11 protein-coding genes are annotated in these 12,893 nt (G+C 72.2%); 3 read left to right on the forward strand and 8 right to left on the reverse strand.

Annotation, left to right across the window (positions count from 1 at the left end):
- Window positions 1–4: 4 nt before the first annotated feature.
- The 3 genes from EBN03_RS27140 to EBN03_RS27150 all read right to left on the reverse strand — a co-directional run bounded on the left by EBN03_RS27140 (window position 5) and on the right by EBN03_RS27150 (window position 4,505).
- On the reverse strand, window positions 5–1,594 hold the full coding sequence (locus EBN03_RS27140) for an alpha-(1->6)-mannopyranosyltransferase A (protein WP_199742978.1): 1,590 nt from the start codon (window positions 1,592–1,594) through the stop codon (window positions 5–7).
- Between the two features lie 188 nt (window positions 1,595–1,782).
- A complete protein-coding gene (gene crtI / locus EBN03_RS27145; protein ID WP_325052100.1) occupies window positions 1,783–3,396 on the reverse strand; it encodes a phytoene desaturase family protein in 1,614 nt (537 codons plus the stop codon).
- A complete protein-coding gene (locus tag EBN03_RS27150; protein ID WP_122191048.1) occupies window positions 3,393–4,505 on the reverse strand; it encodes a polyprenyl synthetase family protein in 1,113 nt (370 codons plus the stop codon). Before EBN03_RS27150 ends, crtI begins: the two co-directional genes overlap by 4 nt.
- Window positions 4,506–4,840: 335 nt before the next feature.
- Between EBN03_RS27150 and EBN03_RS27155 the strand changes: the two genes are divergently transcribed.
- Window positions 4,841–5,725, forward strand: coding sequence for a methylenetetrahydrofolate reductase (locus EBN03_RS27155; RefSeq protein ID WP_122190984.1), 885 nt, complete (start codon window positions 4,841–4,843; stop codon window positions 5,723–5,725).
- 1 nt (window position 5,726) lies between these two features.
- On the opposite strand, the gene EBN03_RS27160 is transcribed toward EBN03_RS27155, so the two are convergent.
- From EBN03_RS27160 to EBN03_RS27185, 5 genes are all read right to left on the reverse strand, one after another.
- Complete coding sequence (locus tag EBN03_RS27160) at window positions 5,727–6,887, reverse strand: glycosyltransferase (protein ID WP_122190985.1); 1,161 nt, start codon at window positions 6,885–6,887, stop codon at window positions 5,727–5,729.
- A gap of 81 nt (window positions 6,888–6,968) precedes the next feature.
- Window positions 6,969–7,613: an LppM family (lipo)protein gene (locus EBN03_RS27165; RefSeq protein WP_122191049.1), complete on the reverse strand. Its 645-nt coding sequence runs from the start codon at window positions 7,611–7,613 to the stop codon at window positions 6,969–6,971.
- A 311-nt stretch (window positions 7,614–7,924) separates the two neighbouring features.
- Window positions 7,925–9,004 (reverse strand): carotenoid biosynthesis protein, encoded by a 1,080-nt coding sequence (locus EBN03_RS35270; protein ID WP_233608672.1) that lies wholly within the window; start codon window positions 9,002–9,004, stop codon window positions 7,925–7,927.
- Between the two features lie 311 nt (window positions 9,005–9,315).
- Window positions 9,316–10,902 carry a phytoene desaturase family protein gene (locus EBN03_RS34660; protein WP_199742979.1) on the reverse strand — a complete coding sequence of 529 codons (1,587 nt, stop codon included), beginning with the start codon at window positions 10,900–10,902 and terminating at the stop codon, window positions 9,316–9,318.
- A complete protein-coding gene (locus EBN03_RS27185) occupies window positions 10,899–11,573 on the reverse strand; it encodes a GNAT family N-acetyltransferase (RefSeq protein ID WP_122190986.1) in 675 nt (224 codons plus the stop codon). Before EBN03_RS27185 ends, EBN03_RS34660 begins: the two co-directional genes overlap by 4 nt.
- A 142-nt stretch (window positions 11,574–11,715) precedes the next feature.
- On the opposite strand from EBN03_RS27185, the gene EBN03_RS27190 reads away from it, so the two are divergent.
- Together EBN03_RS27190 and EBN03_RS27195 are read left to right on the forward strand one after the other, a co-directional pair.
- Complete coding sequence (locus tag EBN03_RS27190) at window positions 11,716–12,156, forward strand: SAV_6107 family HEPN domain-containing protein (RefSeq protein ID WP_122190987.1); 441 nt, start codon at window positions 11,716–11,718, stop codon at window positions 12,154–12,156.
- A gap of 132 nt (window positions 12,157–12,288) precedes the next feature.
- Window positions 12,289–12,705 (forward strand): DUF3040 domain-containing protein, encoded by a 417-nt coding sequence (locus EBN03_RS27195; protein WP_122190988.1) that lies wholly within the window; start codon window positions 12,289–12,291, stop codon window positions 12,703–12,705.
- The last annotated feature ends 188 nt before the right edge of the window (window positions 12,706–12,893 follow it).

Below are 12,893 nucleotides of genomic sequence, written 5' to 3' on the forward strand. Positions count from 1 at the left end.
GTGCTCACGGGGAGACGACGGCCGGGACCGCCGGGCGGCGCGGCGCGAGGCGGACCTCGGCGCGCAACCGCAGCGGATCCACGTGCCGCAGCGAGACCGCCGCCAGCACCGCGACCGCGGTGGCGGCGGCCACGTGCCACACGTTGTACAACCCGATCGAACCGTTGGGCTGGAACACCAGCATCAGCCACGTGCACAGCCCGACCAGGACCTGCAGCGTGGTGGTGGACAGCGCGAATCCGGCCGCCAGCGCCAGCGGCCACGAGTAGTACCAGGGCAGCGCGGCGGGGGACAGGATGACGATCGCGATGAAGGTGATCAGGATGCCGGCCACCGCTTCGCGTTCGGTGTGCTTGAACCGCCACCAGGTCCACACCACGGTGACGGCGAGCGCGGCCGCGCACAGCGGGCGGGTGATGCCGTTGAGCACCCATTCCAGCCGGAAGTGGGTCAGCCCGGTGACATTGAGCCAGGTGGACATGTGCGCCAGGATCGTGGGCAGCGACAACCAGTTGATGATCTTGTTCGATCCCTGCAGCGCGCTGATCCAGCCCAGGTCCACATGCCCCAGCGCCAGCACCGAGGTGGCAGCGAACACCACCCCGAACACCACCACGCCCAGACCGCCGATCTGCGCGAACGTCCACAGCGGATGCGGCAGGTCACCCTCGTCCTGCTCGGCGCGGCGCTCCCGTTCGTGGATCATCCAGATCCACACCAGGAACGGCAGAGCCACACCCGCGGTCGCCTTGATCGCGACCGCGATCGCGATCACCACGATGCCGGCCACGTGATGGCGTTCGAGTACGAGCGCGATCCCGGCCGCCATCAGGCCGACCATCAGCATCTCGTTGTGCACGCCACCGATCAGATGGATCAACACCAGCGGATTGAGCACCGCCAGCCACAGCGCGACGGTCGGCTTCCCGCCGAGATGCTTGGTCAGATGCGGTACCGCCCAGACCATCAGGATCAGGCCGGGCAGCATCACCAATCGCATGGCGATCGTGCCGGCCACCACGTTCGAGCCGGTGACGGTCGTGATCGCGCGGCCCAACAGCAGGAAGAACGGGCCGTAGGGCGCGGTCGTGTTGGTCCACACCGGGCTGACGTTGTCCAGCAGCACCCCGCTCTTGAACACCGCCGGCGGATCGACGTACGGGTTGTGCCCGTCGCGCAGCAGCGCGCCCTGGGCCAGATAGGAATACACGTCCTGGCTGAACATCGGGACCGCGAACAGCAGTGGAGTGATCCACAGCCCGACGATGGCCCGCAGCTCGCCCAGCGTCACCGTGCTCGTGGCCGAGCCGGTGCCGATGGTGGCGCGGCCCAGGCGCACCCACGCCATGACCATCGCGAGCACGCCCAGCCACACCAGGATCGTGGCGAGCATGATGCCGTGCCCGTACCGCAGCCACGACAGGTGCGCGCCCTCGAGCAGCGGGTCGTTGCGGCGGACCGCCCCGGCACCCATGCCGCCGACGGTGATCAGCACCGCTCCCCAGCAGCCGAGCGTGGCCGCATGTCCCTCGGCCGTGCGGAAGAAGTCACCGGACCAGCGAAGCCGATGCTGCACGCGGGTCGACGCGCCCATGACCGGAAGGCTACGGACCTCGGGGGAGATTGTGGTGTCTGACTCGCGGGCTGGCATCTCTCGGTTCTTCCCCCCGGAAGTGGTCGACGCGGACGGGTCCGCAAGGTACAGGTTGTCGGCCAGTTTAGTGTGCGCTCGAACCGATGCCCATCCGGCTTCGACGGGATCACACCGGTCGGCGCCGGTGATCACCGCGCGAACGTCGGGTCGTACCGCGCGCCGGCGACCACGCGCTGCTCGCTGCCGGTGACCGTGCCGGCGATCCGCTGGGCGGCGAGCTTGCCCGACAGCAGTGTGGTCGGCACACCCACACCGGGCGTGGTGCCGCAGCCGGCCAGCACCACGTTCTCCGCGGTCCGGGGTAGGTTCCGCGGCCGGAACGGCCCGGTCTGCCGGAGCAGGTGCGCGGCCGAGAACGGTGAGCCCGCGAGCATGCCGCGGCGCTGCCAGGTCGCCGGAGTGTCAAGGTGGTCGATCTTGAAACTTCCCGAAATGCCGTGGTAGCCACGGTCTTCCAGCTTCTCCAGCAGCTCGCCCACGTAGGCGGGACCGAGCCGGTCCCAGTCCAGCGGCGCCGCATCCAGATTCGGGCAGGGCGCCAGCAGTGACAGCGGCTCGAACGGTCCGGTGCGCCGCGTGATCAGCAGGCCCGGATCGGTGACCGCGGGCCGGGTCAGCAGCAGTGACGGATCGCTCATGACCCGGCCGCGGCCGCGCCCCGCGGTGAGTTCGGCGAAGGTGTGGTCCCAGGCGGACCCGAAGTCGATGGTGTGGTGGGCCGACACCGGCCACCGGGCGGCCACCGCCGCCGGCACCGTGCCGTGCGCGACCACCGCCGACGGGGACGCGCGCAGCGGCCGCAGCCGGCGGATCCCGAACCGGTCCAGCGAACCGAGGTCCGCGGTCAGCACCACCGCGTCGCAATCGAAGGCGCGCCCGTCCGCGGTCCGGACCCGGCGGGCCCGGCCGTGCGCGTAGTCGATGCCGGTGACCTCGGCGTTCAGTTCCAGCCGGCCGCCCGCGGCGGTGAACGCGGCCGCCAGCGCGGCCGGAATCGCCCGCATGCCGCCCTGCGGGTAGTAGACGCCGAGCGAGGTATCCATGTGCGGGATCGCGCCGTACACGCCCAGCGCCTGGGCCGGCGCCAACCCGGCGAACAACGCCTGGAAGGTGAACAGCCGGGTCAGCCGCTGATCGCGCAGTGTGCGCCGGACCCGCGGCTGGAGCCGGCCGAATGCGCCCGCCCGGGCCAGCCGGCCCAGCGCGGCCCGCGAATCCGGATCCCGGACCAGGTCCAGCGGTGAATCGAAGTTCGCGTCCATGAAGTGCGGGAACGCCGAATCGTAGATGCCGCCCAGCCATTTCCGCAGCCGCCGGTACCGGGCCGCCTCGGCGGGCCCGCAGAACCGGGTCACCTCGGCGCCCATCATCTCGGGGTCGCTGTACACCCCGATCACCGAGTCGTCGGCGAATCGGGCCCGATAGGCGGGGGAGAGCTGCAGGATCCGCAGGCCGCACCGCTCGGCGTCGGTGCCGACCGCCGCGAGCGCCTCGTCGATCAGGCCGGGAACGGTGAGAATCGTTGCGCCGGAATCGATGTCGTAGTCCGGGCCGCGATACACCCCGACCCGGCCGCCGGGATGGTCGGCCCGCTCGACAACGGTGACCTGCCGCCCGGCGCCCGTCAGATGCAGTGCCGCGGCCAGCCCGGACAGCCCGGCGCCCACGACCACCACCCGGTCGGCGGGTGACACAACAGTTCTCATGAGCCGGGACCTCTTTCGTACGCGCCGCGCGGTTATGCCACTCGGGCGGTGGCCGCGGCAGCCATCTCCCGCAGGGCCGCGGCGGCCCGCGGGGTCGTCGTACTGCCGGCCAGCGCGGCCAGGCCGCTCTCGGTCAACGCGGTGATCCGGGCCTCGACCGCGTCGACCGCGCCGAGTCCGGTGAGTATCGCCCGCAACTCGGTGACCTCGGACTCGCTCAGATCGGTACCCAGGGCGGCGCGCAGCCGGGCCGCCGCGGCGGGGTCGGTGGTGTCGGCCCGCCGCAGTGCCTCCGCGATCAGGACCGTGCGCTTGCCCTCGCGCAAGTCGTCCCCGGAGGGTTTGCCGGTGACCGCCGGGTCGCCGAACACGCCCAGCAGGTCGTCGCGCAACTGGAAGGCGATGCCGATATCGGTGCCGAAGGTCCGGTAGGCGGCGATCAGTTCCGGATCGGCGTCGGCCAGCGCCGCGCCCAGGTGCAGCGGCCGCTCGATCGTGTACGCGGCCGTCTTGTACCGGTTGATCCGCAGCGCGGCCTCGACCGATTCGTCGCCGCCGGCCTCGCCGTGGATGTCGAGCAGCTGCCCGCCGAGCACCTCGGTCCGCATGGCCGCCCAGACCGGCGCGAACCGGGCGGCGGCCGCCGGGTCCAGACCGGCCGCCGCGACCATGTCGTCGGCCCAGGCCAGGGCCAGGTCGCCGACCAGGATCGCGAACGCGGCGCCGTAGTGCGCCGCGTCACCGGACCAGGCGGCGTCGCGGTGCCGCTGCTCGAACTCGACGTGCACGGTCGGGAAGCCGCGCCGGGTCCGCGAGGAGTCGATGATGTCGTCGTGTACCAGGGCGCAGGCCTGCACCAATTCCAGTGCGGCACAGGCGCGCAGCACCGCGGGCGCGTCCGGGCCGTCGGGATCGCCGCCCGCGCCCAGCCATCCGGTCCAGGCGAACGCGGGCCGGGTGCGTTTGCCGCCACGCAGTACGAACTGTTCCAGGGCGCCGGTGGCTTCGGCGACCACCGGGCCCATGTCGGCGGCGGCGGCCGAACGTTCGGCGAAGTACTCGGTCAGTGTTCGTTGTAGCTCGGTCAGCAGGCCGGCCGCGGCGGCTCGCGCCGGGCGGGCCGTGGTGCTCGGTCCGGCGGACATGAGTACCTCCCAGATCACTCGGCGTGCGGCGCGTACCGGACGGGCCGGTGGCGCGATGTGGCTACCTAGAATTCGAACGTGACGCCGTTCGCGGATGGAAACGATACCGGTGCGATCGTGGCGGTCGTGGCCGGATCCCGTCACCGTCCGGTCTACGCTGTACGCATGTGACCCGCGTCTCCATTTACACTGGGCGAGTGAGTTTCGACAATGTGCGGGGTGCGGTCACCGGTGACGGGCAGGGGGCATCGGCCGCGCAATCCCAGCCCCGGACACCCCAGCTCTCGCGGACCCCGTCTGTCGTAGGCAGTCTCGGACCGCGCCCCGACGGCTTCGTGCCGTTCTCCGTCGAGTTCAACCCGCCCCGCGACGCCGCCGCCGAGGCGCGGCTGTGGCGGGCGGCCCGCGAGTTCGAATGCCTGCATCCCGCGTTCGCGTCGGTGACCTACGGCGCCGGCGGCTCCACCCGCGAGCGCACCGCCCGCGTCACCGGGCAGCTGGCCCGCGAGACCACACTGCTCACGGTGGCCCACCTGACCGCGGTCGGGCACAGTGTCGCCGAACTCCGCTCGATCATGGGCGCCTACGCCGACGCCGGGATCCGCAACATCCTCGCGCTGCGCGGTGACCCGCCCGGCGATGTGCTCGGCGACTGGGTGCGCCACCCGGAGGGCCTGGAGTACGCCGAACAGCTGGTCTCGATGGTGCGCGGGCTCGGCGACTTCCACGTCGGCGTCGCCTCCTTCCCGCAGGGCCACCACCGCTCACCCGACCTCGACTCCGACACCCGCTTCCTGATCGCGAAACTGCGTGCGGGCGCGGAGTATTCGATCACCCAGATGTTCTTCGAGGTGGACCACTACCTGCGCCTGCGGGATCGGGTCGCGGCCGCGGACCCGATCGAGGGCGCCAAACCGATCATCCCGGAGCTGATGCCGATCACCTCGCTGCGCACCGTCGAGCGGGCCGAGGAGCTGTCCGGCCGCCCGCTGCCGCGCCACCTCGTCGCGCGGCTGGAAAAGGCCGCGGGCAACGATCCCGAAGGCAACCGGGACGCGGTCCGCGCGGTCGGCATCGAGATCGCCACCGAGATCGGCCAGCGCCTGATCGACGAGGGCGCGCCCTGCCTGCACTTCATCACGCTGAACTTCGCCAAGGCGACGACCGAGGTGCTGACCAACCTGGGCTACCGGGTCGCACCGGCGTCCGCCCCGGCCTAGCTCACTCCACGACCGGATTGCGGCCCTTCCAGGTCAGCGTGCCTGCCGCGTGCCGCAGGTGCGAGCGAACCGACAAGGTCAGGTACGCGGCGACCGACATCGGGTGGACCACGGCGGCGGCCAGGTCGGTGGCCGCGACGGGACCGCCCGATTCGAGCGAGCGGGCCAGCAGACGGCCGGTGACCGCGCACGCGTACCCGGCCAGGCCCCACTGCCGGGTCCGGCCGGTGGCCAGCAATGCGGCCAGCGGCGGGACGCCGTAGGCCAGCAGCGCGACCGCGCCGACCGCCGCGCTGCCGGCCGGTGATCCGTACGCCGACCACAGCCAGCGGGTGTACCCGGTGTCGAGTTCGGCTGCGCCGGTGTACATCCGGGTCCGGGCCTGCCGGCCGGCGGTGACCAGGACGGTGCGGTGCCCGGCCCGGCGGACGGCCCGCGCCAGCGCCAGGTCCTCGGTGACCGCAGCGCGCACGGCGGCATGGCCGCCCGCCGCCCGGTAGGCGGTGGCGTCGAAGACCAGGAACTGTCCGCAGGCGACCGCGGTGGCGGCCGAGCCGCCACGATTGGCGGCCCGGACCGGCAGGGTGGACGCCCACGACCAGCACAGCAGTGGCTGGACCAGTGCCTCGGCCGCGGTACCGGCCAGCTGCAGCGGCCACGGCGACACCAATCCGGCTCCGGTGCGGCGCAATTCGGTGACCGCGGCGGCGATCGCGTCCGGGGCGAGCCGCACGTCGGCGTCGAGGAAGATCAGCGCACGGGGTGCGTCGGCCGCGGAATCGCCTGTGACACCGGCACATTCGGCGAGACGGGCGCAGGCCGCGGCCTTCCCGGTCCAGCCGGGCGCGGGCTCGGTCTCGGCGCTGATCACCGCGAACCGGTGGTCGTCACCGATCGCGTCGACGGCCGCCGCATACGTGCCGTCGGTCGAACGATCGTCGAGGACGAGCACCCGAAGCCGCGGAACACCTTGCTGGGCACGCAGATCCGCGATCAGCCAGGGCAACCGGGTGGCCTCGTCGCGCGCCGGTACACAGACCACGACCGGCTCGATGACCGTGGTCCGGCGGGCCCGCAGCATCGGCACCGACAGCCGATTCACCGCCGTCAGGGCGGCACCGGTCGCGGCGATCGCCGTCCCGGCCGCGACGACGGCTTTCATCGATCACCGTTCGGCGTCGGTTGGCACATGCTGGCGACAATAGCCGGGCGTGAGCGCGTCCGCGCGGGTCCGTGACGGCCGCTACATCCGCGGCCGGCTCCCGGGCAGCACGTTGCGCTGGGAGTAGGCCATGATCGCCACCAGCACGGCCACACCCAGGGTCACGCCGCCGACGATCCAGGCCCAGCCACCGAAGGACCGGGTGTTCGGGTCGGCGTAGCTGACCTCGCTGTGCAGCTTGCTGACATCACCGGCGGGCAGCTTCCAGGTGACGGTGTTGTCGTCGACCCGGGTGCCGTTGGTGGTGGCCACCCGCGCCGGGAACGCCACCGTGAACTGGACGTCGGAACCCTGCGACGGAACCGCTTTCAGATCGACCCGGCCGTTGAGCGTGACCAGGTCACCGCTGCGGGTGAACTGCAGGTCGAACATGCCCTGAGTCTGATCGGACAGGCCGCTCAGCTGCTGGACCTCGCCGAAGGTGAGATGGTCGAAGTAGACCTGGCTGCCGACGTACCCGTCCTCGTTGTACGGCTCGACCCGGACTTCCTTGCTTTCCAGCGAGCCGGGCACCTTCAGCTGCGGCCCCTTGTCCTTGTCGTCGGTCGGCACGGCCGCCGCGACGATGTGCCCCGACACCTGGTCGTTGGACGACACACCCATCGTCACCTGGACCCGCAGGCACCCGGCCAGGAACGGCAACAGCAGCAGCGCCAGCAGCGCCATCGGGACCGCGCGCCGGCGGCGCGGCCGCCCGGCCGGCTCGCTGCCCGGGGTCGCGGCATCGCGACACGGCGCGGCGGCGGGCTTGCGCCCAGACGGGGTGACGGGCATGTGAGGTGTCGAAACCGGCTGCACGCGCAGAGCATATATGGGCCGATCACGCTCGCGACGCTGCCTCACGAGCGCGTCGCTTGTCCGGCATGTCGGGATCACCGCCGCCGGGTGCGACAGCACCGAACCGGATCGTCCACGGTCCGGGCGCAGCCGATTCCGGCCGCCCGACCGGCAGCACCACCCGCTGCCACGGCGGATCGTCAGCGACGGCGGCAACCGATGCGGGCGAGCAGCGGGATGCCGAGCGCTCCGAGCCCCGCGAACCCGTAACCGGCCGAGGCGGGCAGCCCCAGGAACACGGCATGAGCGAGCGTGGAACCCAGCCAGGTCCACAGAAATACGGCGACCGGCAGCGCATCTCGTGTCTCGTTCACGACGGGAACGTCGAACCGCGTCCGGTACCCGTCGACCGGCCCGGCGTCTGCTGTCCCGCGCACCGGCCCGGGCACGGTCTCTCGCGTTCCGCGCACCGGGCGGGGCCCGGCATCTCGGGTTCCGTGCACCGGGCGGGGCACGGTCTCTCGGGTTCCGCGCACCTGGCGGGGCACGGTCTCTGGGGTTCCGCGCACCGGCCCGGGCACGGTCTCTGGGGTTCCGCGCACCGGCCCCGGCGCGGCCTCTTGCGTTCTGCGCACGGTGTCCGGCAGGGATTCTCGGCTCCCGCGGTCCGGCCTGCCGGCCAGCTCCAGGAGACCGGCCAGCACCAGCGCCACGGCGAACCAGCCCAGGTAGTTGGTCCACGGAATCGCGGCGAGTCCCGGCAACCCGGAATGCGCTGCGCACCAATGCCATTGGCCGTCGGCGACCATCTGCGGGTCGAGGAACAGGTCCCACCCGACCGCCCCCACGGCGGTCACGACGATCCGGCCCGGCATCGACCCGGCCAGCCGCCGCGCCACCACCCACACCGGATACAACCCGCCCGTCCACGCGAGCGGCACCACCAGCGGCACCCCGGCCACCGCCGGCCCGAGCCGCCCGACCGCGTAGTCGTAGCACCCGAACGGATACCCGGTCGCCGTCCCCACGATCTCCGCCAGTATTCCCACGCCCGCAAGGATCGCGAATACCGCTCCGGCCCAACGGAACCCACGCACCGACCACGCGTGCAGCAACGCCGTCGCCGCCGCCAGCAACACCACGACCACGGTCACCCGATCCCGCGCGACACCCGTGGTCAGCGGATACGCGATCTGCGCCGGCACCCACAACCCGGCCGCGACCACGGCGGGCACCATCGTCCGGGTGCGATCGGCCACCGCGCCGTGCACGCTCGCCACTGTCGCACTACCCGGTCGTGGCTGCGCAGTGCCCGCCGCGGGTCGGCCGCGGCGGCGGCGCGAATCGACTGCTGTCCGCGGGGCGCGCGGTTCGGCACCGGCCGGGGCATGGCGTGATCGCGGTTCGGCGGCTGGGCCGCTCGGACCGGTCGCGGCGCGGCGGTGCTGTGAATCGGCCACCGCCGCAGGGTTGTCGGCTTCGGTCCCGGCGGCCGCGTCGCCGCGTCGTGATTCGGCCGTCGGCGTATTCGGCCCGGCGCTGGTCGGCGGGGCGTGTGGTTCGGTCCCGGTCCGAGCGTCCTCGATCCCGGTCACGGGCGGCGGAGCCGGCGGACGGCGGGTGGGAGGAAACGCCGGCGGTTCAGGTCGCGCAGCAGGAGGCGGGCGGCGGTGCGGCCGCTGGCTCCGCTCACGCCGCCACCGGGGTGGGTGGAGGCGCCGGTGAGATAGAGGCCGGGGGCGCCTGGGACGGTCTGGCCGGAGAGCTCCGGCAGCGGGCGCCAGAAGAACATGGTGTCCAGCGCCATTTCGACGTGCATGACGTTGCCGCCGATCAGGCCCAGTTCGCGTTCCAGGTCGGCGGGGGTCTGGACGTACCGGTCGCGCACGGTGGCGGCGAAACCCGGTGCGTAGGAATCGACTTCGGCGACGATCCGGTCGGCTTCGGAGTCGCGGTGCGCCGCCCAGTCGCTGCCGTCGGCCAGCTGCCTGGGGTGCCACTGTGCCCACAGCGACAGCTGGTGTTCCCCGGGCGGCGCGATGGACGGGTCCAGGGCGCTGAAGCTCATCGCCAGCACCGCCGGCCGCGGCGGCAACTGCCCGGCGAGGGCGGCGCCGTGCGCGGCATACAGCTGCCGCCGGTCGGTGACCAGCAGTTGCAGGCCGGTCGCGGATTCGCCGGTCTCCGCGCCGGCATAGCGGGGGAGTCCGGTGGTGGCGGCGCGCACGACCATGCCGATCCCGGGCCCGACCCGGATCCGGCGGCGCCAGCCGGCCAGGACGGTCTCGTCGAAATCACCGCGGCCCAGCAGGTCCAGTGTGGTCAGGATGTGGGTGCCCGCCACCACCCGGTCCGCGGACAGCGTGCGGCCGGATTCGGTGCGCACCCGCCAGCCGTCGCCGGTGGCCCGCAGCTCGGTGACCGCGTCGCCGGTGGCGACGGTGCCGCCGTCACCGCGCAGCCGCGCGATCAGCGCCGCGGTCAGCGCGCCGCTGCCGCCGACCGCCCGGCCCGGCGGCAGGGTGTGCATCAGCGCGGCGAAGCCGACCATCGGCGCGGTGCCCGGTTCCGACATCGGCGGCCCGGACTGGGCGCCGAACCAGGCCAGCGCGGCCTTGAGCGGCTCGTCGTCGAACCAGCTGTCCAGCAGCGCGTCCCCGGACTGCAGGAACTCCTGGGACAGGGCGCTGCCACCGGCCCGCGCGTCGAGTCCCCAGAACGACCGCAGCAGGTGCCCGGGAGCGGGCGCCCCGGTGAAGGCGCGCATCACCCGGCTGCTGCGCGGCCCCCACACCGACACGAACCGGCGGTAGGCGTCGGCGTCGCGCGCACCGCACGCGGCCTCGATCGAGGCGCAGGTGCGGTCCAGATCCCGGTGGAACACCAGCGGCGGGCGGTCACTGCCCGGCGGCGCCGGAGCGAAAGCCCAAGGGTCGCAATCGATATAGCGCAGCCCGAACCGCTCCAGGCCCAGCTCCTCGACGATGCCGGTGTGCCGGACCATCAGGTGTGCCGAGGACCCTCGGTCGACCAGATGACCGGGAAACCGCTCCACCGTCGACACCGCCCCACCGGGCACCACATCGCGCTCGAGCACCTCCACCCGCTGCCCGGCCCGCGCCAGATAGCAGGCCGCGACCAGCGCGTTGTGCCCGGAGCCGACGACGACAACGGTCACTGCGGCGAACCGCTCTCGGGCGCCCGCGGCCCACCGAGCCCGTATCCCGACGGTTCGGCGGGCATCGGCAGTGTCCGCCCGAGTACCGCGAACGCCCGGGTGTCACCGGCGAACACGAAGTGCCGCACCACGTCGGTGAAGCCCCGGCGCCGATACAACTTCCATGCCCGGTTGCTCTCCCGCGGCACCTCGGGCGTGGACAGCAGTACCGACCGCTCCGGCCGCTCGGCCAGCAGCCGGCCGAGCAGGACCTCGCCGAGCCCGCGGCCCTGGGCGCTCGGATGCACGTGCAGTTCGGTCAGTTCGAAGTAGTCCGAGAGCAACTCCCGGGCGGCGCGTTCGGACCACCCGCAGCGCCGCATCCCGGTGTGCACCTGCTGGTGCCACCACTGCTGGGGTGCGCCGTGGTAGCCGTAGGCGATCGCGACCAGTGGCGCGGTGGCCAGGTCGACCCGGCCGTGCTCGTCGGGTAGCACCGCGGCGACCGCCTGCCAGCCGGGCCGGGTGGTGTGCTCGGACCACATCGGCGCCCGGTGGTGTTCGGTGCCGCGGGGGTAGGCCATGGCCGCGACGTACACCGAGAGGGCGTCCGGTAGCCGGGAGCGCATGGCGGCGGCCGGGAGGTCTACGACGACGGGTGCGGGGGTGAGGTGGGGTCTGAGGGCGGTCATGGCTGCGCGAACACGGCTCTCGATCGATGGCGGTGCCCGGGTCGCGGGCGCGGAAGTTGTCGGTGGTGCTCTCTATATTGAAGCTCGAGTGGATCGTTCGAATATGTGTTCGGTTGATGCTTTCTTGTGGGGAGGTTCGACAATGACTGGTCGGATGGCACATCCGGGGCGTTCGGGGCGGGCCGGCGGCCTGTTGGACCGGGCCGAGGTGCTGCTGGTGCAGGCCGCCGCCGAACCCGATCCGCGGGAGCGGCTGCGCACCGCGTATCTGGCGGCACTGCGCGGCGCCGGCGCGGTCCTGGCCTTCACCGGCGCGGACCGGGCGCCGCGGGCCCGCTCGCGCAATGCCTGGGTGCTCATGCAGCAGTCCGCCCCCGAGTTCGTCATGTGGGCCGACTACTTCAGTTCCTTCTCCGAACTGCGCGCCGCCATCGAGGCCGGCCTGGATCGGCCGGTGTCACCGGAGCGGGCTGCCGAGTTCGCCTCCCGCGTAGGTGCTTTCCTGCGCGATGTGGAAGACCTGGTCGATGCCGTCGCCCGGCTGCGGCCCGGTGACGGCTGGGCGGCCGCCGGCGAGGCGTGAACCCGCCGAACATCGCGGAGTAGGTGGTAGTGCACTGATCGAACTCGTATTATTGGATTAGGTAGCCGCCAAGGTCGGCTACTAGTCGTCTACCCGGAGGCGACATCGCCCACTAGTGCCGGGGGAGGTACCGTGCCACTCTCCGAGCACGAGCAGCGCATGCTCGAACAGATCGAGAGCGCGCTCTACGCTGAGGATCCCAAATTCGCCTCGACCGTTCGTGGCGGGCGGCTTCGTTCGGCTACAGGTCGGCGTCGATTGCAGGCTGCGGGATTGTTCCTGCTCGGCTTGGTTCTGCTGGTCGCGGGCATTGCGCTTCCCTTCAAACCTGGCAACTTCCCGGTTATCAGTCTGATCGGTTTCCTCGTGATGTTCGGCGCGGGCATGCTGTTGCTGCTCGGCGGTTCCGCCCTGGGGCACGGCGCCAAGGCGATGGAGGGTCACCCGTCCGCGGGCGGTGCGGCCGGCAAGGGCAAGCAGCGCAAGTCCGGCGGCTTCTCCAGCCGTATGGAGGACCGTTTCCGCCGCAGATTCGACCAGGGCAATTGACCGTGCGGGCCGCCGGGCCGTAACCGGCGCCCGGATCCGGTCCGAATAGAGCGACACGCCGCATTATGTGCGGCGTGTCTTTTTTGTGTCAGTGGTCACCCGGCGCCACGACCACCTCCGGTGGCGCGTCGGCCGCCCCGCTGTCCTCCACCGCGCCCCACCGCGGCGCCCCACCGCGCCCCACCGCT

Origin of the sequence: Nocardia stercoris (assembly GCF_003696265.1) — a bacterium.
GTDB classification, from domain to species: domain Bacteria; phylum Actinomycetota; class Actinomycetes; order Mycobacteriales; family Mycobacteriaceae; genus Nocardia; species Nocardia stercoris.